The following is a 25,197-nucleotide window of genomic DNA, read 5'->3' as shown; positions in this document are numbered from 1 at the left end:
CTCGAGACCCGGGCAGATCCCGTACGGGCCCGCTCAGCCGCGCAGCACCGCGTTGCACTCCCGCTGGAGCGCGATGTCCTGCCACATCGGGTGCTGGGGCGCCGCGTTGGAGCACACCACCGCGCCCCACGCGCCCACCCGCGCCGACTCCTCGACCGCGCGACGGCAGAACGCGGCCCCCACCGGGCCCTCCTCGAAGGTCCCGTGCAGCGGGGTGTAGCCGATCCAGCCCTCGCCGAAGACCAGCGGGACCCCGCTCGCGGCCGCCCAGTCCGCGGCCGCCTCGATCCAGGTGACCAGCCGCTGGTCCATCGCCAGCCGGTGCACGGCGTAGCGGTCGTACAGCCAGGCGTCCCAGCGGTCGGGGTCGCACCAGTCGTGGACGTAGATCTCCCGGGGGCCGACCGTGGTGGCCTCCAGCCGCCAGCGGTCGCCGGGCGGCGGGGCCCAGTCGGCCAGATCGGGGGCGCCGGGGCGCAGCAGCTCCCGGCGGACCGCCTCCTGGGGGAAGGGGCGGGCCCGGTCGCGGACGGCGAAGGTGGTCAGCAGCTCGTCCAGCACCCCGTAGACATACGGGTGGAAGACCGCCACATCCACCTCGCGCGGGACCCCGCGCAGCGAACCGACCGGCACCTTGGCGTAGTTGACCGTGACCGGCCGGTTCGGGTGGCGCTCCTTGAACCGGGCGAGCCCCCGCTCCAGCCGCGGCCGCAGGGCGACGACCTTGTCCGCGCCGTCCAGCCCTTCGGTGAGCCGGCTGCCCTGGACCTCGTTGTGCAGCTCGGTGAAGGCGATCCGGTCGTCCAGACCGTGGATCACCAGGAAGTCGATCAGATCGGCCAGCGCGTCCGCGAGCGCTTCGGCGCGCCGCTCGGGGTCGACGGCCATCAGCGCGTCGAACCAGGCCCGGTCCTCGCCGAACGACGGGCTCTGCTGGTACTCCCAGCTGGAGAGGATGACGAAGCAGTCATGGCGCAGGGCCGCCTCGAACAGCTCGCGCAGCCACGCCCGTCCGTCGATCTCGCCCCCGCCGCCCAGGTCGTACCAGCGCATCCGCTGCCCGTACGCGCCGCCCAGCGCCGACGGCCGCAGCTTGGTCGTATCCAGCCGGGAGCCGAAGAGCAGGAACGGCATGGCGCAGATGCGCACCGTGTTGTAGCCGCGGGCCACGGCGTCCTCGAAGGCGCGGTCGAGATCGGCGAAGGGCTCATCCGGGCCGGTGCGGGTGTACCAGCTGAAGTCCCACAGCGAGATGGTCAGTTTGTCCGGCAGATGCGGCGACAGCGTCACAGGGGGCTCCCCGCGGTCGGCGGCTCGGCGATGACAGAGATGAGAGATCGGTTCATCGTCCGGGGGTGCCAACGGGCTGTCAAGATGTATTCATAAATAATGGCCAGGGCTGGGATGGTCGGGTTTTCACCCCGGTCATCCGGTACGGCGGGGACGGCCGTCGGCCGGCGCACGACCTCCCTCAGGCGATCCAGCCGTAACCGGGCCGTGGTCTGCGCGAGGCCGGGGGCGCGCCGACGCTCTCCAGGTCGTGCTCGGCGGCCTGTACCAGCTGCTGCCCCAGATCGCTGAGCGCCCGCCCGGCCGCGAGCTCATCGCCGATCACGGGCACGTCCTCGTCGTCCGGGTTGCACCGGGCCAGTCCCCGGCCGGTGAGCGCCGTGGCCCCGGTGTCCAGCTCCACCCGCGCCCTGGTCCGCCCCTCGTCCTCGGAGAGGTAGAGATGGACCTTCCACTCCACTGTGTGCGACATGGTCTGCTCCTCACCTTCTGAACCTTCTGACGGCCGCTTCTGGCGCCAGAAGCGGCCGGACACCCCGTGGTGGCGGCCGGAGCCCCGCTCAGCGGCGGTTCCTGCCGGACCACGCGGGTTCCACCACCTTCCACTCTGCCTCCCATCGGGCGTAACGCCTGCGGTCCAGGGCCCGCCGGACCCGGGCCCGTCCCGTGAACGCGAGCGCGGCCACCGTCGCCGCGGTGAGACAACCGGTGAACCAGCCCATGGTCCGCGCGGTCGACGGGGAGGAGGGCGGCTGCGCCAGGGCGCCCTCGCGGTTCACCCAGACCCGTACCTCGTCCCCGGAGTCGCCCTCGCCCGCCACCGTGGCGGTGCCCGTATGGCGCTCACCGTCGTCCGCGACCCAGCGCACCCGCGCCTGCCGCGGCTCCCGCACATCGCTGCGGGCCGGGCCGGGGGTGGCATCGGCGAGCCGTGCGGTGATCTGGTGCCGGGCCGAGGTCTCGGCGGCCACGACGCGCATCTGGGAGGCGTGGGCCGCGTACCCCGCGCTGATCGCGGCGGCCGGCAGTCCGACCACGAGGATCAGCGCGAACAGCACGGTGCACCAGGTCTGGATCCGGTCCGTCCGGCGGCGCAGCGGGTTGGGCCCCCTGGCCGGACGCTTGAGCAGGGGCGGACGCGGCCCGAATACGCGTCGCGGTCCGTGGGTGTTCATGGTCTGGCCTCCAGCGGGTGCTGACGCCGGTGCGCGGTCGCGCGGGCGTCGGGGTCAGGTGCGCGGGGCGGGCTGATAGGCGCCGGGCACCATCCGCGCGCTGATCGCCGTGCGGTTGTAGGCGTTGATCACGACGGCGGCCCAGATCACGGCCGCCACCTGCGGTTCGTCGAAGACCTCGCGGACGGCCGCGTAGACCTCGTCCGGCACATGGCCGTCCTGGATCGAGGTCACCGACTCGGTCAGCGCGAGCGCGGCCCGCTCCCGCTCGGTGAAGAACGGGGTCTCCCGCCAGGCGGCGAGGGTGTGGATCCGCTGTTCGGTCTCGCCCTGGGCGCGGGCGTCCTTGGTGTGCATGTCCAGGCAGAAGGCGCAGCCGTTGAGCTGCGAGGCACGGATCCTGACCAGCTCCAGCAGCTCTGGCTCGACCCCCGCCGCCCGGGCGGCCCGCACCGCCGCCCGGTGCAGCTCGCCCATCGCGGCGGACACCTCGGGGGCGAGGCCCTTCAGATCCAGCCGGGCGGTGGTGCGGGCCGGGGTGGTCGTCGTCATCGGTGAAACTCCGTTTCGTGGCGGTCGGTGGCGGTCAGTCGCGGTCGGTCGCGGTCGGTGGCGGTCGGTCGCTGTCAGGGGCGGTCAGTCGCGGTCAGGGGATCCGGGCGATCAGGGGGTCGGGCACGCCGTCGAGCCAGGTCTGCCAGGAGGCGGCGCGCAGCGCCGGGCCCGCCCGCAGCGGGCGGCCCAGCCACGCGGTCACCGGGCGGATCCCGTGCACCGCGTTGACCAGCCACACCTCACGGCCGTCCAGCTCCTGCACGGTGCGGCGGCGGTACTCGGTGCGGACGCCCAGCTCGGCCGCCCGGTCCTGGATCAGGGCCGAGGTCACACCCGCCAGCAGTGGAAGCTCCGGGGGCGGCAGACACAGCACGTCGTCCTCCCACCACAGAACGCTCGCCGCGGTGCCCTCGAGCACCAGCCCGGAGGGGGTGGTGAGCAGTAACTCCTGCGCGCCACGGGCGGCGGCCCGGTCCCGGAGGTGCGCCAGGAGGGCGAGGTCGGGGCCGGTGCGGCGGGGATGCGACCGCGGGTCGAACTCCTCGGTCAGGCATACGGTCACATTGACCGTCCGCGGCGGCGCGGGCCGGACCCGCAGGAACAGCCGGGCCGGTTCCGGACCGGCCAGCTCGACCCGGGGGAACCAGCGCTCGGTGCGGGGCAGGGCGGCGATCGCGTCGCGCCAGAAGCTCTCGATCCGGGCGGGGGAGTCGCCGCTCGCCTCGACGCACGCGGCGACGAACCGGCGGCGGTGGCGGTCGAGCCCGCGCACCCGCCCGTCGTCGACCAGCCAGGAGTCGGCGGCCAGCAGCGCGCTGTCCGGCACCGCCCGGGAGGGCATCAGCCCGCCGTCCTCGCGCCACATCAGCGTCCACTGCTTCTGGTCCGACGCGTCGGCGTGACCGATGTTCTGTGTGACGACCATGTCCGCTTCCACGTCTCCGTCCCGATGTGCTCGACGTTCTCGATCTGCTCGATGTGCCCGGCCGGGTTCCTAGCCGCGCTCGCTGGATTGCCGGTCAATAGCCGCGCGCCGGGCCGCCCCGGGGGCCGTAGGGCGCGCGTTCCAGCCACTCCCCGCAGCGCGGGACCACCGGGGACAGGGCGGCCGCCGCGCGCTGGGTCGCCCGCTTCCACGGCCGGGGCCGCAGATGGTCCAGGGCCGCACCGGCGGCCTCGCTGTTGTAGAGGGCCGCGCTCCGGCGGGCGGAGGCGTACCCGGCCACCGTCGCGGGTCCCCGCGATGGCTCGGAGCATGCCGCCGACACCGCATCCGCCGCCGCGACGGCGTCCGCGATCCCGCTGTTCATGCCGCGGGCCCCGAAGGGCGGGAAGAGATGCGCCGCCTCGCCCGCCAGCAGCACCCGGCCGGACGGATCCGCGAACGACGCCGCGACCTTGCGCAGGAAGTGGTACCGCGACACCCACAGCACCCGATGGGCGCAGTCCTCGCCCACCAGCCGGGGCAGCCAGCGGCGCAGCGCCTTCTCGGTGGCGAAGGACTCCGGCGGATCGTCGGCGCGGCACTGTAGATCGATCTGGAAGCCCCCGGTGAACGGCACCCGCAGCACGGTGCGGCCGCCGGTGCCGGGGTGCTCGTAGTGGAAGACCCGCTCCACCGGCAGGTCGCCGCCCGGCGGGTCCGCCACGTCCACGACCACGTGATAGCCGTCGGACCGGGTGCCCTCCAGCGGGATGCCCAGCGCCCCGCGCACCCCCGAACGGGCCCCGTCGGCGGCGATGACATGGCGGGCCGTCCAGCTCCCGCCGTTCTTCGCGGTCACCGTGACCCCGTCGCCGTCCGCGCGCACCTCGTCCACCTCGGCGTCGAAGCGGAACTCGACGCCCGCCTCCGCGCACGCCTCGTGCAGGAACCGCTCGGTGTCCACCTGGCGCAGGCTGGTGAACGCGGGCAGGGCCGCGGCCCCGCCGTCCCCGGAGGCCCGCGGAAAGGTCTGCGCGAACACCTCACGGCCGCGGTAGAGGGTGCGCCGGGTGCGCCAGGTGGTTCCGTACGCCGCGATCCGCGCGCCCAGCCCCGGACGGGCCCGCTCCAGCAGCCGCAGCGACCGCCGGTGCACGAACAGCGCGCGGCTCCCGGGGCGCACCCGGTCCCGCGCCCCGGCCTCCAGCACCAGGACCGGCAGCCCGGCGGCGCGCAGGGTGAGCGCCGCCGTCATCCCGACCGGCCCGGCGCCCACCACCAGCACCGGCCCGCCGTCCGCACCCGCCGCCATGTCAGCCACCGACCGGTGCGGTGGACAGGGTGGGCAGCTCACCCGCGGCGAGCTGCCGGGCGATCTCCAGCCGCTTGATCTTCCAGGTGGCGGTGCGCGGCAGATCCTCGAAGCGGCACTGCACCGGCTCGGCCAGCGCCGGGAGATCCTCGGTCGCCCGCCGCCAGCTGTCGGGGTCCAGCGGCTCGTTCCCCCGGGTGCACACCACCGGTACCGGCTCCCGCCCGGGACCGTGGACGATGATCACTTCGCGGAGGTCGGCGAACCGCGACAGCAGCTCGTCCTCCACCTCCAGGGTGCTGTCCACGGTGGAGATCTGGTCCACCTCGCGGTCCAGCAGATACAGCACGCCCCACCGGTCGCGGTAGCCCATGTCGCCCATCCGCCACCAGCCCCGGTCCACCTGCCGGGCGTAACTCTCCGGCGCGCCGAGATAGGTGAGGATCCGGCCGCGGGTGCGGGCCTCGATGGCCCCCGTCGCGCCCGGCGGGCACGTGCGGCCCCGCTTGTCCACCACCCGGATCCGGGTGAAGCCGGGGATGCCGGTGCCCACCCGCCGTGCCGCCACCCGGTCCGCGCCCCGCCGGGTGTACCAGCCGAAGGCGATGGGCCCGGTCTCGCTCTGCCCGTACAGCTGCATCAGCCGGGGGTCGCGGCGCCGGGACGCGGCGAGCAGCCGCCGCACCGTACGGGGGTGGATGGCGTCGAACGTGGAGCCGTACGCCCGGACGTTGGACAGCGGGCCGTTCGGCGCGTCGGCCAGGTCCTCCCACAGCACATAGGTGTTGGGATGCGTCTCGACGATGCCGGGGCGGTGCGCCGCCAGCAGCGGGCCGGCGTGGGCCGGGTCGGGGTCGACGAGCAGCAGCAGCGGGCTGCCGAAGTGCAGCAGCACGCCCAGCAGATGGTAGAAGCGGGAGTGGACGAACGACATGTGCAGCGCCGCCGCCTCCCCGCGGGTGGCCCGGCCCAGCGCCTGCTGGGGCACCAGCCGGTTCCACATGGTGTGCGGGCAGTGCACGGCCAGCTTCGGTATCCCGGTGGTCCCCGAGCTGTGGGTGATCAGCGAGGGCTCCCGGGGGTGGAGCCGGACGGCCGGGCGGCGCGTCACCCCGGCGAGCGCGGCCAGCGCGATGGTGTTCCCGGGCGCCTCGTCCACCGTCAGCACGCCCCGGGCCAGGGTGGTGTCCACCGTGCTCAGCGTGGACTCCAGGGTCGCCCGGTCGGTGATCAGCCAGGGGGCGTGCAGCCGGTCCAGCAGCACCGCGGCCACCTGTCCGTCCAGGGACGGCGACAGCAGCGCCGGGACCGCGCCGATCCTGGAGACGGCACAGGTCAGCAGCACGATGTCGACGTTGTCGCCCTTGAGGATCGCCACATGCTCACTCGGGCGCACCCCCGTCGACCACAGCCGGGCGGCCAGGTCGTCCACCAGATCGGCCAGTTCGGTGTAGCCGAGGTCGGTACCGGCGTCGGGGGCGACGTCCAGTGGCCGGTCCAGGGTCACCCTGACCCTGCCGTGCCGGGCCGCGGCCTCCTGGAACATCAGTCCCAGATAGAACCCGCGCTCGGGGAGAAGCCGCTGCAACATATCGAGGTCCTCATCGTTCGAAGTCGGTCAGGGGGCCGCGCGCCCGGGCGCGGTCGGCGAGCCGGTTCGACCGGTCACCAGCGGCCGGTGCGGACGACATGGCGCCGCAGCTTCCCCGTCGGGGTGCGCGGCAGCGCGGCCACCAGGCGCACGGTGCGCGGCGCCTTGTAGGCGGCGAGCCGCCCCCGGGCCAGCGCGATCAGATCGGCCGTCAGCGACTCCTCGTCCACCGCCGGGCCGTCCGGGCCTCGCGGGTTGCCGGGGCCGCCCGCGTCGGCCGCCGGTACGACATAGGCGCGCAGCCGGGTGGCGCCCCGCTCGTCGGGGACGGCCGCCACCGCCACCTCCCGCACCGACGGGTGCTGCCGCAGCACCTCCTCGACCTCCAGCGGCGACACGGTGATCCCGCCGACCATCTCCAGGTCGTCCACCCGGCCCAGATGGCGATAGGTCCCGTCGCGCTCGCGCCGGGCCCGGTCCCGGGTGGCGAGCCAGCCGCCGTCCTCCGGGCGGCCGGTGACCACCGTCGGGCCCCGCACCCACAGCTCGCCCTCGGCCGAGCCGTCGGCGCCGTCCGCCACCACCGCGCCCTCGCGGTCCCGCAGCTCCAGCGCGAAGCGGGGCACCGGACGGCCGAGGGTGCCGGGGGCGTTCTCCCACACCGTGTTGGCGCAGAAGGCGTGGCCCGCCTCGGTGGAGCCGATCTGCTCAAGCACCGGCGCGCCGAGCAGCTCACCGACCCGCTCACCGAGGGCGGGCGGCAGCCCCTCGCCCGCGCTGACCGCCGCGCGGACGGAGGCGAAGCAGGCTGTGTGGCCGGTGCCGAGCTCGTCCACCAGGGCGGCGTACGAGGACGGCACCGAGTACAGCAGGGTCACCCGGTGCCGGGCCACGAGGTCGTCGATGAAGGCGGGGCCGGGGCGGTCCGGTGTGAGCACCGCGGCCGACCCGGAGAAGAGGGGGAAGACGAAGGCGTTCCCGAAGCCGTAGGCGTAGAACAGCTTGGACACCGAGAACGCCACGTCCGCCGGGCCGATGTCCAGCATCTCCTGCCCGACCAGGTCGTGATAGGCGGCCACATCGCCATGGCTGTGGACCACCGCCTTGGGGCGGCCGGTGGTCCCGGAGGTGTACTGGAGGTACAGCGGGGTGGCGGCCGTCACCGGCTCGGCCGCCGGGGCCGGGGCCGCCGAGCCCAGCGTGGCGGGTGGGCCGGTCAGGGCCGACAGCTGGTCGGCGCCGAGCCAGGGCACGCCGTCGAAGTGGTCCTGGAGACCGGGCCCGGAGACGGCCAGCGCGGCGCGCGAGTCCTCGGCCATGAAGCGGTGGTCGTCGGCGGTGAGCCCGGGGTTGACCAGCACCGCCACGGCGCCCAGCCGGGCGGCGGCCAGAAACGCGGTCACCCACACGATGCCGTCGGGTAATGCCAGCAGCACCCGGTCACCGGACGCCACCCCCCGGTCCGCCAGCACGGTGGCCGCGCGCTCGGCTCGGTCGTGGACCTCGCCGTGGGTCCAGACCCGGTGGCCCTCGAGAAAGGCGGCCCGGCCGGACCAGCCGCGGCGGTCCGCGAGCGCCGCGAGATGCGCGGCCACATTGGCCGAGACCGTGGGCCCGACGGGCAGGGGCGGGGCGGACACCGATACGGCGGTCACCGGCCGAGCTCCTTCGCCGCGGGGGCGGGCGGCGCCGCGGCGGCGGCCACCAGCAGATCGTCGATCCCCCCGCCGGACGCGGGCTCCACGGCCTGGTAGGCACGCATGGTGGCGGCGGTCTTCAGCAGCATCTCCTCGTACTCCTCGGCCGGGTCGGAATCGAGAACGATGGCGCCGCCCGCGCCGATGTGCATCCGGCCGCCGGTGAACACGGCCGTGCGGATGACGATGTTGAGGTCGGCCGCGCCGTTGCAGCTGAGGTAGCCGAGCGCGCCGGAGTACACACCGCGGGCCTCGGTCTCCAGCGAGTCGATGATCTCCAGCGTGCGCAGCTTGGGCGCGCCGGTCATGGAGCCGCCCGGGAAGCAGGCCCGGACGCAGTCGACGGAGGTGGTCTCCGGGCGCAGCCGGCCGCGCACGGTGGAGACCAGCTGGTGGACGGTGGCGTAGGTCTCGGTGTTCATCAGCCGCGGCACATACACACTGCCCGACGCGCACACCCGCCCCAGGTCGTTGCGGAGCAGATCCACGATCATCAGGTTCTCGGCGCGGGCCTTGGCGCTGGAGGCGAGGGCGGCCAGCGCCCGCGCGTCCTTCTCCGGGTTCTGGCCGCGCGGGGCGGTGCCCTTGATCGGCTTGGTCTCGGCGGTGCCGTCGGGGGTGATGCGCAGAAAGCGCTCGGGGGAGGCGCAGGCCACATCGGTGCCGTCGAACCGCAGATAGGCGGCGTACGGCGCCGGGTTGAACCGCCGCAGGGCCCGGTAGAAGGCGTAGGAGTCGCCGGGGGCGGGCAGCCAGGCGGAGTTGGTCAGGCAGATCTCATAGCTGACCCCGGCGCGCAGCTCCCGCAGACACGCCTCGATCGAGGCCAGATAACGCTCCCGGTCCCGCACCAGCCAGGGCTCCACCGCGGCCGTGGTGGCGAGGGCGGGCGGTTGCGGGGCGGGTCCGGTGAGCGTCGGCACCCCGCTGAGCACGGTCACGGTGGTGTCCAGCCAGTCCTTCGCCTCCCGGTGGCCGTCGGGGGTGTCCTCGGCGAGGCAGCAGATGTAGGTGACGCCCTCCTGGTGGTCGACGGCGACGAACCGGTCGGCGAAGAGCCAGCAGGCGTCCGGGGTGGTGGCCCGGTGGCGGTTGGGGGAGCCGCAGTCGGCCTTGAGCTCGTAGCCGAAGTAGCCCACATAGCCGCCGGTGAAGTCGAAGGGCAGCTCGGGGGCCTTGACCCGGCGGCGGGTCAGCTCCCGCTTGAGGTAGTCGAAGACGCTGCCCTCGACCCGGACGGCGGGCCGTCCCGCCCGCTCGACCTCACATCCGCCGGTGCCGGTGTCGTAGCGGACGAACTCGGCGAGCGGGCCGGTGCCGTCCCCGAGGAAGGAGAAGCGGGCCTCACCGGACTCGGCGCGCGAGCTGTCGAGCCAGAACGCGTGCGGCGCCTTCGCGTACAGCCGGGTGAAGGCCGCCTCGGTGTCGGTGGCGTCGGCCAGCCACCGGGCGTGCAGCCGGTAGCCGGGGCCCTCCTGGGGTGGCTCCGCCGGAGCGTCGCTCCTGGGGGCGGGCCGGGCCAGTTCGGTTCGGGGGTCCGCCTCGGGGCTGGGCGGCGAGTCCGGCGCGGTGGCCGTCTTGGCCGCCTTGGCTCCCTTGGTCGTCTTGGCCGCTTTCGCCGCTTTGGAGGCCGTACGGGCGCGGCGCGGCTCCTTGGCGGAGGCGGGGGCCACGGCGGAGGCGGGTGTCACGGTGGAGGTCACCGACTCGCCGTTGGCGTGCTCGATGGTCAGATCGCGGAAGTTGCTGAGCATGCGGTGGCCGTATCCGGTCAGCACCGACTCCGGGTGGAACTGGACGCCCCACAGCGGACGGGCCCGGTGCCGCAACCCCATCAGCACACCGTCCTCGGACCAGGCGATGCCCTGGAGCCCCAGCGGCAGCGGCTCGGCCACGCACAGCGAGTGGTACCGCACGGCCGTGAAGTCCTGCGGAAGGCCGCGGAACAGCCCGCGCCCGCCGTGTTTGATCCGGGACAGATGCCCGTGCTTGGGCTCGGGCGCGGACACCACCCGCGCCTGCGCGCCGAGCGCGATCCCCTGGTGCCCCAGGCACACCCCCAGCACCGGGATGGACGACCGCTCGATCAGCCGGGCGGTGGCGCCGAAGTCCCGGGGATCCGCCGGATGGCCGGCGCCGGGGGAGAGCACGATGTTGTCGAACGCGGAGAGATCGATGTCCGCGCACTCCGGCGCGTCATGCAGAAGCACCTCCGGTTCCTCGCCGTTGACCTCGGTCAGCAGATGAAAGAGGTTGTACGTGTACGAGTCGTAATGATCGACGAGGAGTGTCCTCAGCGATTCCATCCGGATTTGCCTCCTTGCGATGAGAAAACCGACCGGGTATCACCCGCCCCGGTCCTCGGGCCGCGGCGCCCCGCTCACCTACCGGCGAGCGCGTGGGCCGTCGGCCGCCATCCGCCTGTGACGTCCTCGTATCGACTGAAGCGGCGGGTAGAGCCACTTCTTCAGAAGCCGCTGGAGCCGTGGCATGACCAGCCAGGTCACCATCGCGGTCACACCGAGACACAGGGCCAGGGTCCGCAGCAGGAAATTGGCGTCCTTGATGAACGGGATCACCAGCACATTGAAGATGAGAACCGGAGGGAAGACCGCGCTCAGATTCACCAGCCACAGCTTCCATTTGGGCGGTGGCGGCAGCGGCCGCACCGGCCCTTTGAACCAGTTCTCCAGTCCCGAGGTGCGCTGTGTTCCCTTTTCCTGGACGAAGGACCCGGTACGGGACGCCAATTGTGCGCGCTCCAGCGAGGAATCCCATGCCCGGGCCGGCCCTTCCGCCTCGAACCGGTAGAGGACGTGCCACTCCGAGGAGGTCGAACCGGATCCCATCACCCCGCCTCCGAGATATCCCGGAAGGCTTGCCGCGGCATTGAGCAGCTCGATCGCCCAGGCATAGAACTCGCTTTCGCGGCCGGGGTCCACCCGGTATGCGGCAGTCACCGTGACCGGTTCACTGTCCACTCCAGCCGCAACTCCTTTCCGCGCCGTTGCCTTCGCCTGCTGTGTCCGACGAGATGACACGAAGTGTTCCACACCGTGCGATCGGGAACAGTGGAATGCTCAACAACGTACATAAAAACGCGAAAAGGCCGCCGTGACCTGGGCGTTATCTACGGTTCAAGGTTCTCGCGGGACCGCGGCGGGGCCGCTCATAAAGAATCTCCGAGCGGGATTGAACATGAGGAAGCGCCGGGCCGTATGAAACGTAATGCGGCCCGGCGCTTCGTGGTTTCGATCAGCCCGATCGGCTGGGTTCGGTCAGCCGAGCACCTTCTCCAGCGCCGCCAGCGCCCCCTCCAGCTCCGCACGGGTGATGGTCAGCGGCGGCGCCAGGCGGATCGTCGAACCATGGGTGTCCTTGACCAGGATCCCCTCGGCCATCAGCCGCTCGCTCACCTCGCGGCCGGTGCCGAGCGCGGGGTCCACATCGACGCCCGCCCACAGCCCGCGGCAGCGGTAGCCCACGACGCCCTTGCCGGTCAGCGACGCCAGCCCGTCCCTCAACACCTCGCCCAACTCCCGTGCCCGGCGCTGGAATTCTCCGGTGCGCAGCAGCTCGACCACGGCCGAGCCGACCGCCGCGGCCAGCGGATTGCCGCCGAAGGTGGAGCCGTGCTCACCGGGGCGCAGCACCCCGAGCACCGCACGGTCGGCCACCACCGCCGACACCGGCACGATGCCGCCGCCCAGCGCCTTGCCGAGCAGCAGCACATCCGGCATCACCGACTCGTGCTCGACGGCCAGCGTGGTGCCGGTGCGGCCGAGTCCGGACTGGATCTCATCGGCGATGAACAGCGTCCCGGTGCGCCGGGTCAGCTCGCGCACCCCGCGCAGATAGCCGTCATCGGGGATGACCACGCCCGCCTCGCCCTGGATGGGCTCGATGAGGACCGCCGCCGTGGTCTCGTCCACGGCGGCCTCCAGCGCCGCGAGGTCGTTGTACGGCACGACGCGGAAGCCCGGGGCGAACGGTCCGAAGCCGTCGCGGGCCACGGGGTCGGTGGAGAAGCCGACGATCGTCGTCGTACGGCCGTGGAAGTTGTCGGCCGCCACCACGATGGTGGCCTGGTCCGGGGCGACGCCCTTCACCTCGTACGCCCACTTGCGGGCGACCTTGATGGCGCTCTCCACCGCCTCCGCGCCGGTGTTCATCGGCAGCACCATGGAGAGCCCGGTGAGCTCCGCCACCCCCTCGGCGAACCCGGCCAGCCGGTCGTTGTGGAAGGCCCGGGAGGTCAGCGTGAGCTGGTCGAGCTGGCGGTGGGCGGCCTCGATCAGCGCCGGGTGGCGGTGGCCGAAGTTGAGGGCGGAGTACCCGGCCAGCATGTCCAGATAGCGGCGCCCCTCGACGTCCCGGACCCAGCTGCCCTCGGCGTGGGCGACGACCACGGGCAGCGGGTGGTAGTTGTGCGCGAGGGAGGTCTCCTCGGCCCTGATCAGCTCCTGCGAGGAGCGGGCGACGCCGTTGGCCGCGGCCGGGCCGGAACCGGAGGCGGTGGCACCGGAGGCGGTGGAGTCGGAGGCGATGGGGGTGGTGGCGGTCATCAGCGGATCTCCTGTGTGCAGCACTTGATGCCCCCGCCGGCCTTGTGCAGTTCCGACAGATCGACGGGGACGGGGACGTAACCGCGGTCGGTGAGCTGGTCGATGAGCCCGGTGGCCTGGGGTGCGACGAAGACGTGCCGGCCGTCGGAGACCGAGTTGAGCCCGAAGGCCATGGCGTCGTCGCGGGTGGCGATCAGCGCGTCGGGGTAGAGCCGCCCCAGCACCTCACGGCTGCCGGGGGAGAACGCCTCCGGGTAGTACGCGATGTTCCGGTCGTCGAGGACGAACAGCGCGGTGTCCAGGTGGTAGAAGTACGGGTCCACCAGCAGCAGGCTGATGGTCGGCACCCCGAAGAACTCCTGCACCTCCTGGTGGGCCGCCCGGGTGGTGCGGAAGCCGGTGCCCGCCAGGACATAGGGCCCGGCCGGCACCAGGTCGCCCTCGCCCTCGCACACCGATTCCGGCGGATGGACGTCGAATCCGGCCGCCTTGAACCACCGTTCGTAGGCGAGCTGTTCCGGCCGGCGCTGCGGTGCGTGGAATCGCGAGCCGAAGACCCGGCCCTCCAGGACGAGGGCCGAGTTCGCCGCGAACACCATGTCCGGCAGTCCCGCCACCGGCTCGATGAATTCGACCCGATGGCCGTGGTCGCGGTAGGCACGGATCAGCGTCTCCCATTGCGCCTGGGCGAGGTCGGTGTCGACCTCGGTGTCCTCACGCATCCAGGGATTGATGGCATACCGCACATCGAAATATCTGGGGGCACAGGTCAGGAAGCGCCTGGGGCGCGGCACACGCGTAAGGGGCAACGGAGGATTCCTCTCGCTTCCGCGGGCGACCGGGGGGATGAATCAACGGTAGGAAGCGGAGGAGAGGGGAGACAAGAAAAGAAAACTGCGTGTCGGCGCACCGATGCTGCGTGCGTGGGCCGGTTCGCGGCGGTTCATTGCGCCGCGGTCGCGGGAGGGGCCGCGCCGGCCTCCGCACTGCCCGTGAGCAGGTGCGACAGCACCATGTAGCTGATCGTCTGGCGGACGAAGGGCTCGGCCCGGATGCGCTCCAGCACCTCCTCGAAATGCTCCACATCGGTGGCCATGACATGCAGCAGGGCGTCCGCGCCGCCGGTCACCGTCATGGCCGCGATGATCTCCGGATAGTTGCGCACGACCTCCGCGAGGCGCCGGGGCGGCGCGGCGCTGTCGCAGTACACCTCCACATACGCCTCGGTCCGCCAGCCGAGGGCGGCCGGACGCACGGTGGTGGTGAAGCCGGTGATCACATCGGTCTCCCGCATCCGGTCGACGCGGCGCTTGACCGCGGAGGCCGAGAGCCCGATCGCGGCGCCGATCTCCGTGAAGCTGGTCCTGGCGTTGGCGACCAGCGCCGCAACGATTTTGCGGTCCAGATCGTCGAACGGTACGGCCTGATGTGTCATCATCCATCATCCTTTGCGTCTTTCGCCCCATGCGCGAAGGGGCCTCTTCCCTGCACTCAAAACCGCCCCATACTCAGTGAGTGCCTGAGGCGTCTTTTTCTCTACGCTCTTTCAGAAAGATTCCACAAGAGGGGGCGTGAACCGGGGCACGAGCCCCCTTTTCTCCGGGGTCGCGCGGTATGGGCTCCGGGGGTACAAGGGCGGTGCGCCGGAACGGCCGAATCCACCGAGGTGATACGACACCACCTACCGGCCCTGTCCTTCCGGGCGTAGCGTCAACTAATCCACCTGTCCTTTCCGGACGATGAGCGGCTCTCCCGACGGAGACGACTCACCATCCAATGGGGAAAGGCCACGAGTACGTCCAACGCCGCGCCGCGCGCGTCGAATTCACCATGAAAACCGATTCCGGAACACCGGCGGTCCCACCGTGCATTCGGCGACTCGCCGTACCGGCGGCCCCCCTACTCCGGCGTGAGCGAAAGGGACCACCGTCATGACTCTCCTCAGATCCGGCAGGGCGTCGTGAGCCCGCGCCGGCACCCACCCCGGCCGGCCCCCGGGGGCCCCGGAAACCCCCGGGACACCGTCGTCACCGGCCTGGGTTTCTGCCTCCCGGGCGGCGCCGAACCCGTCTTCACCGCGGCCCAGGTGTGGGACATCGCCTCCCAGGGCCGCTCCGTCCTCGACCGGCACGACAGCCACTACGGCGCGGTCCGGCTGAGCGCCGAGCAGTTCCAGGAGCGCCTCCCCGACATCCCCGAATTCTTCTCCCGCCACTACACCAACGCCCACCGCTACGGCCTGGTCTCTCTCGTCGAGGCGTGTGCCGACGCCGAACTCGACCTGGCCACCGGCGATGTGTGCGAGGCGGCCGTGCTCGTCGGCCGCGGCAGTGTGGACGCCAATGTGGACAGCTATCTCGCCCTCCTGGGCATCGACCCCGACTCCGCCACCACCCTCGACGCCCTGGAGATGTTCGTCGCCGCCGAACAGGCCGTCTCCCCTTCCGACGTGGCCGTCGTCCAGGGCGCGCTGACCCGGACCGTCGGCCCCTGCTTCACCGTCTCCTGTGGCTGCTCCTCCGCCGCCGTGCAGATCGGCAACGCCCGCCGCCTCATCGCGGCAGGTGAGACCGACCTCGCGGTGGTGACCGGCGTCGATGTCTTCAACGTCGATCTGATCCAGAAGGGCCAGCGGCTGCTGCACGGCGCCCAGCACGCCTACGACGCGATGGACGCCGCCGGAATGCCCGATCTGCTGCCGTCCTTCGACTCCCTGATGCGCCCCTACGACCGGCGGGCGGACTGCATCAACCACGGCGAGGGATCCGCCACCGTGATCCTGGAGAGCAGGGAGCACGCCGCGCGCCGCGGCGCCCACCTCTACGGCCAGGTGCTCGCCGCCGCCATGACCCGCGACGGCCTGGCCAACCCGCTCGCCGCCGACGACTCCGGCGCCCAGCTCGCCAGGGCCGTACGCCTCTGCCTGGGCGACCGCTGGCGGATCGAACAGGTGCCCTACGTCAACGGCGCCAGCGACGGCGGCGCGGCCGTCACCGCCATGGAGGCCAACACCATCAGGGAGCTCTACGGCCCCGACCCCGCCGTGCTGATGTCCTCCCAGGAGGGATGCTTCGGCCACCACGGTTCACCCGCCGGCTGCCTCGGCCTCGCCCTGACCCTGATGATGATGGAGTTCGGCGAGGTGTGCCCCACCGCCAACTGCGAACAGCCCGCGGACGGACTCCCCTTCGACCCCGTCCCCGGCACCCGCACCCGTCCCCTCGACTTCGACCACGCGCTCAGCTTCAACTACCAGATCGGTGGTGTGAAGCACGCGATGCTGCTGGGCGGCCCGGACGCCACCTGAGTCCGTGACACCCGCGGCGATCTCCACCCCACGGCCCCTCACGGCCCCCACCCCGGGCCGAGCACCACCCACGGAGACCCCGATGCGTCAGCACACCTCTGCCCCCGGCCGTTCCCCCGGCCGCATCGCCATCGTCGGCATGGGCTGCCGGCTCCCCGGCGACACCGACTCGCCCGCCGCCCTGTGGCAACTGCTCGCCGACGGACGCGACGCCGTCGGCGAACCGCCCGCCGAGCGCGCCGCGCTCTGGGCGGCCGACCCCGCCACGACCGCCCGGCCCGCGTCCGCACCGCCCGTACGCGGCGGATATCTGCGCGAGGTGTCCGGTTTCGACGCCGACTTCTTCGGCGTCTCCGGACGCGAGGCCGACGTCCTCGACCCCCAGCACCGGCTGCTGCTGGAAGTGGCCTGGGAGGCCCTGGAACACGCCGGAATGCCACCCGACCGGCTCGGCTCCACCGCCACCGGCGTCTTCGCCGGGCTCAGCTACAACGACTACATGAACCGGCTCGACCGGCACCCCCGCGAACTGGAGGGCTCCGCCCTGGCCAACGGGCACTGCGTGGCCACCGGCCGGATCTCCTACCTCCTCGGCCTCCACGGCCCGTCGGTGGCGCTGGACACCGCGTGCTCGTCCTCCCTGGTCGCCGTTCACCTGGCCGTCCAGGCGCTGCGCGCGGGGGAGTGCGATCTGGCCCTGGCCGGCGGCGTCACCCTGATGTTCGAGCCACGGATCACCCGCTCGTTCGACCGGATGGGCATGCTCTCGCACACCGGCCACTGCCACGCCTTCGACGCCGCCGCCGATGGCTTCGTGCGCGGCGAGGGCTGCGGCATCGTCGTCCTCAAACGCCTCACCGACGCCCTGCGCGACGGGGACCGGATCCTGGCCGTACTGCGCGGCTCGGCCGTCAACCAGGACGGCCACTCCGACGGCCTCGCCGCACCCTCGGCCGCCGCCCAGCGCGCCCTGTACGAGGAGGCGCTCGGCCGCGCCGGAGTCGACCCCGCGGACGTCGGCATGGTCGAGACGCACGGCACCGGCACCCCGGTCGGCGACCCGGTCGAATTCACCAGCCTCGCCCAGGTCTACGGCACCGGCCGCGACCGCTGCGCCCTGGCCTCGGTCAAAACCAACCTGGGCCATCTGGAGCCCGCCGCCGGTGTCACCGGGCTGATCAAGGCCGTGCTGTGCCTGGGCCGTGGACACATCCCGCCCAATCTGCACTTCACCCGGTGGAACCCCGCCATCGCCGCCGGGGGAACGCGCTTCTTCATCCCGCGCGAGCTCACCCTCTGGCCCGTGCGGACCGGCCCCCGGCTGGCGGCGGTGTCCTCCTTCGGCTTCTCCGGGACCAACGCCCATGTGGTGCTGGAACAACCGCCCGCACCCGCGCCCCGCCCCGCCCCGCCACGCCCCCGGCCCGCCACTCGCGCCGTTCCGCAGGTGTTCCTCGTCCCCGCGGGCTCCCCGGCCGTGCTGCCCGGCGCCGCCCGCCGGATGGCGGACTGGCTGGAGGCCGACGGCGCGGACACCCCGCTGCGCGACATCGCCCACACCCTGGCGCTGCGCCGTGGCGCGGGCCGCGGACGGCTCGGCGTCACCGCCGCCTCGCGCGCCGAACTCGTGGGCTCCTTGCGGGCGTTCGCCGACGGGCAGGCCCACCCCGCCGTGGTGAGCGGCGCCGTGGGCGCCGCGGTCTCCCGCCGGCCGATCTTTGTGTTCTCCGGACAGGGCTCCCAGTGGCCCGGCATGGGACGGCGGTTGCTGGAGACCGAACCGGCCTTCGCCGAGGCGCTCGCCGAGGCCGACGCCCTCATCGCCGCCGAGTCCGGATTCTCGGTGCTCGACATCGTCCGCCGCGGTGCGCCGGTGACCGGCTGCGGCCGGGTGCAGCCCGTGCTGTTCGCCCTCCAGACCGCGCTCGCCGCCACCTGGCGCGCCCACGGCGTGGAGCCCGCCGGGGTCATCGGCCACTCCATGGGCGAGGTCGCCGCCGCCGTGGTGGCCGGGGCGCTCTCGCCCGCCGACGGGGCCAAGGTGATCTGCCGCCGGTCCGCGCTGCTCACCCGCGTCGCCGGAAACGGTGCCATGGCCACGGTCGGCCTCGGCGCCGACGAGGTGCAGGCCGAACTCGACAGCGGCGGCGCCGCCGAGGCCGTCACCGTGGCCGTCATGGCCGCGCCCGGCTCCACCGTGGTGGCCGGGGACACCGCCCACGTCGAACGGCTCGTCGCCGGCTGGCAGGCCCGCTCCGTCCCCGCCGCGCTGATCGCGGTGGACGTCGCCTCGCACTCACCCCAGGTGGACCCGCTCCTGCCCGATCTGCGCACCGCCCTCGCCGACCTCGAACCCCGCCGTCCGGACGTGCCCTTCTACACCACCGTCCTGGACGATCCGCACACCCCGCCCGCCTTCGACGCCGACTACTGGTGCGCCAATCTGCGCCACCCGGTCCGGTTCTCCGCGGCCGTCGCCGCCGCCGCGGCCGACCGCCACCTGGTGTACGTCGAGATCTCCCCCCACCCGGTCATCACCCATCCCCTCCTGGCCGGTCTCGCCGGTCTGGTGGAGGACCCCGTCGTCCTGCCCACACTCCGCCGCGAGGAGGACGAGCCGACCACCTTCCGTACCCAGCTGGCCGCGCTGCACTGCGCGGGCGTGCCCGTCGACTGGTCCGTGCTGTACGCGGACGGCGCACTCGCCGACGTACCGCCCATCACCTTCGACCGCACCCGCCACTGGGCCGACACCCCGCTCCCCGCACCCACCGACGCCACCTCGGCCGCCGGGCTGCCCGGCGCGCACCTCGAAGTGCCCGGCGAAGCCGTCCGCCACACCTGGCGCGCCCGCACCGGCACCGCGGCCCTGCCCTGGCTCGCCGACCACCGGGTGCACGGCGCCCCGGTCCTGCCCGGCGCGGCCTCCTACGCCCTCGCGCTCACCGCCGCCTGCGAGGTGTTCGGCGCCGGGCCCGAGGAGGTCGAGGTCACCGATCTGCGCTTCCGCGAACTGCTGCGGCTCGCCGACCACACCGACCTGTCCACCACGGTGACCATGGCCGCCACCGACCGCGCCGGCTGCGAGATCTTCGGACGCGACGAGGACGGCGCCTGGGTGCGGCAGGCCACCGCGGTGCTCCGCAGACTCGCCGTGCCCCCGCGCTCCCGCGCCGCCTCCGTCCGTACCCTCGCCCTGCGCCATCCCGCGCCCATCGAGGCCGAAGCGCTCTACGCCAATCTACGGGCCCGGGGCGTGGCACACGGCCCGGCGTTCCAGGGCATCAGCGAGGTGTCCGCCTCCCGCCACGGCAACAGCTTCTGGGCCCGGGTACGGATCCCCGAGGCCGCCCGCGAACCCGGACACGGGCTGCGCGTCCACCCTGTCCTGGTCGACCTGTGCGCCCAGCTGCTCATCGCCGGGCTGCTCGACGAGGGCGACCGGCGGCTGCTGCTGCCCGCGCGGATGCGCTGCGTACGCGTCCTCGGCGACCCCGAGACCGCCGTGTACTGCCACGCCCGGCTCGCCGAGACCACCCCCGGAGCCACCGTCGGCCACGTCCGCCTGCTCGACGCGGACGGCCGGCCGGTCCTGGCCGTCGACGGGCTGCGCATCGTCCACCGGGCCGCGGAGCGTGCGGCCGAGGCCGACCAGTGGTTCCTCGAGGTCGGCTGGCGGCGGGCCACCCGGCCCCCGGCGACCCGGCCCCCGGCGACCCGGCCCCCGGGGCGATGGCTGGTCGTCGGGGAGGGGGACGGCACCGCCCGCCCGGTGGCCGCCGCCCTGCGCGCCGCCGGAGCCACCGCCCGGGTGTGGGACGTGCCCCTGGCCGACCAGGGGCTCGACGCGTTCCGCGACGCCCTCACCAACCGGCTCACCCGCCCCGGGGAACGGCCGCGCGCCGTGGTGTTCGTCTGCGGTCCGCACCCCGCCGAGGGCGGCGCGGAGGACGGGCTGCGCCGCACCCGTCGGCTGCTCGCCGCCGCCCAGGCACTCACCGCCCGCTTCCCCGAACCGCCCCGTCTCTACGCCGCCACCTCGGGCGCCCGCACGGTGACCCCCGGCGACCTGGCCGACCCAGGACAGAGCGCGCTCCGCGGCCTCCTGCGGGTGCTCGCACTGGAACACCCCGAGCTGCGGGCCACCTTCGTGGACACCGACCCGGCCGCCCCGGACCGGCTCGCGGACACCCTCGCCGCCGAACTCCTCGCCGACGGCCCCGAGGACGAGATCGCACTGCGCGACGGAGCCCGCTACACCGCCGAACTGGACCACGCGCCGCTCACCGACACCGAGCGCACCACCGCCGCCGCCCGCACCGTGCGCTGCGGCACCGACGGCTTCCGGCTGCGCGCCGGACGCCTCGGCGACCTCGGCAGCCTGGAGCTCACCACCCACCCCCGCCGCCCGCCCGGACCCGGTGAGGTGGAACTGCGGGTGCTCGCCGCGGGCCTGAACTTCCGTGACGTCCTCACCGCCATGGGGCTGCTCCCCGGCGACGAGGACATCCGCTACCGGCTCGGCTTCGAATGCGCGGGCGAGGTGAGCGCGGTGGGACCCGGCGTCGACCACCTCCGCGCCGGTGACCGGGTGGTGGCCGCCGATGTGCACGGCGGCGCCTTCGGCTCCTTCACCGTCGTCCCCGCCGACCACACCGCGCCCCTCCCCGAGGGCCTCGACCCGCACACCGCCGCCGGGCTGCCGATCGCGTTCCTCACCGCCTGGTACGCGCTGCGCCACATCGGCCGGGTGGCCGCGGGTGAGCGGGTGCTGATCCACTCGGCCACCGGCGGCACCGGGCTGGCCGCCATCGCGGTGGCCCGGCTGCTGGGCGCCGAGGTGCTGGCCACGGCGGGCAGCGCGGAGAAGCGGCGCTTCCTGCGGGGGATGGGCATCGCCCGGGTGATGGACTCCCGGTCGCTGGACTTCCGTGACGAGGTCATGGAGGCCACCGGGGGCGAGGGCGTCGACGTGGTGCTCAACTCCCTCTCCGGGGCCGCCATCCGGGCCGGTCTCGAGTGTCTGCGCCCCTTCGGCCGCTTCGTCGAACTCGGCGTCCGCGACATCCTCTCCGACGCCCCGCTCGGGCTCTCCCCGCTGCGCCACAACATCACCTTCTCCACCGTGGACCTCAGGGAGCTCCAGCTGGACCGCCCGCGGGAGTACGCGGCGATGCTGCGCGAGGTGCTCACCGCGATCGGCGAGGGCCGTCTCAGGCCACTGCGCTGCACCACCTATCCGCTGGCCGAGGTCACCGACGCGTTCCGGCAGATGGCCGGCGCCCGCCACATCGGCAAGCTGGTGCTGACCATCCCGCAGGAGGGCGAGGCCGACGCGGTGCTGCCCGACGGACCGCTCACGGTGCGGGACGGCGGGACGTACATCGTCACCGGCGGTCTGCGCGGTCTCGGGCTCGCCACCGCCTGCTGGCTGGCCCGGCAGGGCGCGGGCCACCTGGTGCTCAACGGACGGACCGCACCGGTCGGCGCCGCCGCGCGGACGCTCGCCGAGCTCTCCGCCGCTGGCACCAGGATCACCGTCGTCACCGGCGACATCGCCCGCCCGGACACGGCCGAGCGGCTGGTGGCCGCCGCCACCGCCGACGAGGGGGAGTCCCCGCACGGCGTCGTCCACTGCGCGATGGTTCTCGACGACGCGGCCGTGGCCAACATCCGCGAGGACCAGCTGCGCCGCGTATGGGCGCCGAAGGCCACCGGGGCGTGGCGGCTGCACCAGGCCACCGAGGGGCACCGGCTCGACTGGTTCGTGGTGTACTCCTCCATGGCCTCCCTGCTGGGCAACGCCGGACAGGGCGCCTACGCGGCCGCCAACGCCTGGCTGGACGGCTTCGCCGCCTGGCGCTCGGCGCGCGGGCTGCCCACCCTCGCGGTCAACTGGGGCCCGTGGGGGGAGACCGGAGTGGCCACCGGCTTCGCCGAGCGCGGCTACCAGACGATCCCCACGGACGAGGGCCTGCGCGCGCTGGGCGCCCTGCTGGCGCATCGGCGGGTGCAGACCGGGGTGATCCCCGGCGAACCGGGCACCTGGATCCCCGCCACCGGCCGCCGGTCCTCCCTGTTCGCCCCGCTGCTCCCCGGCGACGACACCCCGGCGGCCACCCGGGAGGACACCGACGACATCCGCGCCCGGCTGGCCGCCCTTCCCGCCGGTCCGGCCCGCCGCACCGCGCTGGAGTCGTATCTGACCGATCACATCCGAGCCGTGCTGCGGCTCAGCAGCGCCACCCTCGATCCGCAGACCCCGCTCAAGTCGCTGGGCTTCGACTCGCTGCTCGCCATGGAGCTGCGGGTGCGGCTGGAGACGGGGCTGAACATCAAGCTCGCGGGCAACTTCGTCTGGCGGCATCCGACCGTGGAGGCCCTGGCCGCCGGGCTCGCCCAGCAGCTGGAGCCCGGCCCGGCCGACCGGCCGGAGGAGCGGCTGGGCACCCCCGGCTGACGGGACCGTGGGACCGTACGCCGGCTACGGACGGGCGCCCGGGCGCTCCGGGGAATCCGGCGCCGGGCGGGCCCAGGCGCTCACGCCCAGCTTGCCGGTGGTGCCCAGGTCGACATGGTCGGGCACGGTCTGCGCGTCCGTCCCGCCGCCGTTCGGCGCGATCTTCAGATAGCGGCCGTCGGCGGCGGGGCGCGTCACGTCCGTCACCAGATTCCGCCACGCCAGCCGCGCCACCGCCCGTTCACCGGGCTTCAGCCGCACCGGCCCGGTGGCCGTCTCGAAGCCGTCGAGGGTGGCGATCGCCGAGGCCCCGTGGCTGACCGTGACCTCCAGCGGCTCCAGGTCCTCGTCCAGCACCTGGACGGACGGATGGCCGCTCACCGTATAGGTGCGCGTGCCGCAGTTCACCAGCTCGATCCGCTGCACCCGCAGCCCCATCGCCGCGTCGGCCTCCGCGGCCCGCAGCAGCACCCCCGAGCCGGGGCAGGCCGCGGGAGCGGCGGGGGCGGTGGCGTCCGGAGAGACGGTGGGGCCCGCCGGGCGGGACGTGGCCTCGTCGGGCACCGCGGCCACGCCCGAGGAGGACTGCGTACCGCACGCGGTGAGCAGACCGGCCGCCGCGAGCGCGCCGAGCAGCCGTCTTCGGCGGTGCCGGGCGGCGCCCCGGAAGAGGGGCGCCGGGGGTGTGGTGATCGCATCCGTGTCCATGCGGCTCATCCTGCCCCAACGCCGGGCGGGATGAGCCGCGTTGGACCGGATGCCCCGGTTACGGCGTCACGACGTCCGCCGTGGCCACCGGCCTTCCGCTGACGAACGACTGGTTGGCCGCGAGCCCGGTGACCAGCGCGAGCGCCCCGTCCTCCTCGGTGGCGCGGCGGCGGGAGGCGTCCGAGGCGTCCGAGGTGTCCACGGCCGCCGCTTCGGTGGCCGCCGCGGCATCCACCGGGCCGTAGAGCACATCGAGCATCCGCTCGTCCCCACCGCCGTGCCCCGCGTGGTCGAACGCCGGCAGCTCCACCTCCCGCGGCGGCTCCCACAGCGGCCGCAGCACCAGCCGCGGACCGCCCGCGTTGGCCAGGGCCCGGTCGCCGTGGATGGTGCCGCGGCCGGAGGCGGTGCCCAGCAGCGGCGGCTGCCACGCGCTCTCCTCGACCTCCAGCTCCAGCCGGCCCCGGGTGCCGTTGAACATCACCCGGTAGCCCTCCCAGGGGGAGTAGGCGGTCAGGTGGTACGTCATGGTGGCGCCGGTGTCATAGCGGACCAGCAGCGCCATGTCGTCCTCGATGGTGATGTTGTCGCCGAACACATTGCGGTCGCGGTGGTAGCCGTCCGCGCCCTCGGCGTCCAGGTACAGCGAGCGCATCGCGTCGTTCTCGGCGAGCTCCAGCGCGAACGGGTCGTCCTTGGCGGCGGCGGCGCCGTGGGCCCGCTCGTACTCGCGCCGGTAGCCGCTGCGCTCGCCCGCCGCACGGCCGTAGAAGCCGAGCCTGCCATAGCCGAACACCTCCTCCGGCCGGGCCCCCAGCCACCAGTTGACCAGGTCGAAGTGGTGGCTGGACTTGTGCACCATCAGCCCGCCGCTGTGCTCCTTCTCGCGGTGCCAGCGGCGGAAGTAGTCGGCGCCGTGCCGGGTGTCCAGCAGCCACTCGAAGTGCACCGACAGCACCTCGCCGATGGCGCCGCCGGACAGCTGCCGGTGGACCTCCTCGTGCACCGGGTTGAAGCGGTAGTTGAAGGCGACCGCCAGATGGTTGCCGGTCTCCCGGACCGTCTCCAGGATGCGGCGGCACTTGGCCGCGTCGGTGGTCATCGGCTTCTCGGTGACCACCCGGCAGCCGGCCCGCAGCGCGGGCACGATGTACGCGTCGTGCAGCGCGTCCACGCAGGTCACCACGACCTCCTGGATATCGTCCGCGCGCAGCCGCCGCTCGAACTCCTCCGGGCTCCAGGCGGCGGCCTCCGGCTCGCCCGCCTCCTTCAGCAGCCGCTGGTGGTGGGCGATGCGCACGGGGTTCGGATCGCACAGCGCGGCGACCCTCAGCCGTGGGCGGCGGGCCAGCGCCTCGGTGAACATCTGGGCCCGGGAGCCGGTGCCCACCACCACGGCCCGGGACGGGGTGCTGCCGACGGTCATGCGTCCTCCAGCGGAAGCAAACGATTCAATCCGAAGTCGATCAACGCCTGCGCAGGATAGGACGATCGCCCGCCCGCCACCACGGGGAGTGCCGCGCGGCGCCGGGCGGCCGCGCGCGGGGGTGCACAGGCCGACCCTGTGCAAGGATGAAATGTGTGGACATGACCTCCAGGTCCCGGGAGGGCG

General features: G+C 73.5%; 17 protein-coding genes. 2 read left to right on the top strand and 15 right to left on the bottom strand.

Annotated features, from left to right (window positions below):
• Positions 1–33: 33 nt before the first annotated feature.
• From ACT2CW_RS05600 to ACT2CW_RS05540, 13 genes are all read right to left on the bottom strand, one after another.
• Positions 34–1,290 carry a cellulase-like family protein gene (locus tag ACT2CW_RS05600; RefSeq protein ID WP_164430653.1) on the bottom strand — a complete coding sequence of 419 codons (1,257 nt, stop codon included), beginning with the start codon at positions 1,288–1,290 and terminating at the stop codon, positions 34–36.
• Between the two features lie 181 nt (positions 1,291–1,471).
• The gene (locus ACT2CW_RS05595; protein ID WP_138910709.1) at positions 1,472–1,762 is read right to left on the bottom strand and encodes a DUF1876 domain-containing protein; all 291 of its coding nucleotides are present in this window, start codon (positions 1,760–1,762) and stop codon (positions 1,472–1,474) included.
• Between the two features lie 88 nt (positions 1,763–1,850).
• Positions 1,851–2,465 (bottom strand): Rv1733c family protein, encoded by a 615-nt coding sequence (locus ACT2CW_RS05590; protein WP_182474040.1) that lies wholly within the window; start codon positions 2,463–2,465, stop codon positions 1,851–1,853.
• A gap of 54 nt (positions 2,466–2,519) precedes the next feature.
• Positions 2,520–3,017: a carboxymuconolactone decarboxylase family protein gene (locus tag ACT2CW_RS05585; protein WP_445515745.1), complete on the bottom strand. Its 498-nt coding sequence runs from the start codon at positions 3,015–3,017 to the stop codon at positions 2,520–2,522.
• A gap of 94 nt (positions 3,018–3,111) precedes the next feature.
• A complete protein-coding gene (locus tag ACT2CW_RS05580) occupies positions 3,112–3,945 on the bottom strand; it encodes an aminotransferase class IV (RefSeq protein WP_445515744.1) in 834 nt (277 codons plus the stop codon).
• 94 nt (positions 3,946–4,039) lie between these two features.
• Positions 4,040–5,257 (bottom strand): FAD-dependent oxidoreductase, encoded by a 1,218-nt coding sequence (locus ACT2CW_RS05575; protein WP_445516219.1) that lies wholly within the window; start codon positions 5,255–5,257, stop codon positions 4,040–4,042.
• Position 5,258: 1 nt separating this feature from the next.
• Positions 5,259–6,848 (bottom strand): class I adenylate-forming enzyme family protein, encoded by a 1,590-nt coding sequence (locus ACT2CW_RS05570; protein ID WP_445515743.1) that lies wholly within the window; start codon positions 6,846–6,848, stop codon positions 5,259–5,261.
• Between the two features lie 74 nt (positions 6,849–6,922).
• Complete coding sequence (locus tag ACT2CW_RS05565; protein WP_445515742.1) at positions 6,923–8,503, bottom strand: AMP-binding protein; 1,581 nt, start codon at positions 8,501–8,503, stop codon at positions 6,923–6,925.
• The gene (pabB, locus tag ACT2CW_RS05560) at positions 8,500–10,842 is read right to left on the bottom strand and encodes an aminodeoxychorismate synthase component I (RefSeq protein ID WP_445516218.1); all 2,343 of its coding nucleotides are present in this window, start codon (positions 10,840–10,842) and stop codon (positions 8,500–8,502) included. Before pabB ends, ACT2CW_RS05565 begins: the two co-directional genes overlap by 4 nt.
• 87 nt (positions 10,843–10,929) lie before the next feature.
• Positions 10,930–11,526, bottom strand: coding sequence for a hypothetical protein (locus ACT2CW_RS05555; RefSeq protein WP_445515741.1), 597 nt, complete (start codon positions 11,524–11,526; stop codon positions 10,930–10,932).
• Between the two features lie 297 nt (positions 11,527–11,823).
• Complete coding sequence (gene rocD, locus ACT2CW_RS05550) at positions 11,824–13,110, bottom strand: ornithine--oxo-acid transaminase (RefSeq protein ID WP_445515740.1); 1,287 nt, start codon at positions 13,108–13,110, stop codon at positions 11,824–11,826.
• Positions 13,110–13,919, bottom strand: coding sequence for a dimethylargininase (ddaH, locus tag ACT2CW_RS05545; RefSeq protein WP_037950441.1), 810 nt, complete (start codon positions 13,917–13,919; stop codon positions 13,110–13,112). The genes rocD and ddaH overlap by 1 nt, the downstream gene beginning before the upstream one ends.
• Positions 13,920–14,053: 134 nt before the next feature.
• Positions 14,054–14,545, bottom strand: coding sequence for an Lrp/AsnC family transcriptional regulator (locus ACT2CW_RS05540; RefSeq protein WP_138913428.1), 492 nt, complete (start codon positions 14,543–14,545; stop codon positions 14,054–14,056).
• A 525-nt stretch (positions 14,546–15,070) separates the two neighbouring features.
• Between ACT2CW_RS05540 and ACT2CW_RS05535 the strand changes: the two genes are divergently transcribed.
• Positions 15,071–16,417 (top strand): beta-ketoacyl synthase N-terminal-like domain-containing protein, encoded by a 1,347-nt coding sequence (locus ACT2CW_RS05535; protein ID WP_311766881.1) that lies wholly within the window; start codon positions 15,071–15,073, stop codon positions 16,415–16,417.
• An 82-nt stretch (positions 16,418–16,499) separates the two neighbouring features.
• On the top strand, positions 16,500–22,877 hold the full coding sequence (locus ACT2CW_RS05530; RefSeq protein ID WP_445515739.1) for an SDR family NAD(P)-dependent oxidoreductase: 6,378 nt from the start codon (positions 16,500–16,502) through the stop codon (positions 22,875–22,877).
• A gap of 24 nt (positions 22,878–22,901) precedes the next feature.
• Here ACT2CW_RS05530 and ACT2CW_RS05525 read toward each other — a convergent pair whose 3' ends face one another.
• Positions 22,902–23,585, bottom strand: a complete 684-nt coding sequence (locus ACT2CW_RS05525; RefSeq protein WP_445515738.1) for a DUF4232 domain-containing protein — start codon at positions 23,583–23,585, stop codon at positions 22,902–22,904.
• A 58-nt stretch (positions 23,586–23,643) separates the two neighbouring features.
• Positions 23,644–25,011 (bottom strand): Gfo/Idh/MocA family protein, encoded by a 1,368-nt coding sequence (locus ACT2CW_RS05520; RefSeq protein ID WP_445515737.1) that lies wholly within the window; start codon positions 25,009–25,011, stop codon positions 23,644–23,646.
• Between the last annotated feature and the right edge of the window lie 186 nt (positions 25,012–25,197).

It is taken from the genome of Streptomyces sp. NEAU-174 (genome assembly GCF_052665095.1).
The sequence above is the reverse complement of the archived record's forward strand: the minus strand, read 5'-3'. Positions and strand labels throughout refer to the sequence as shown.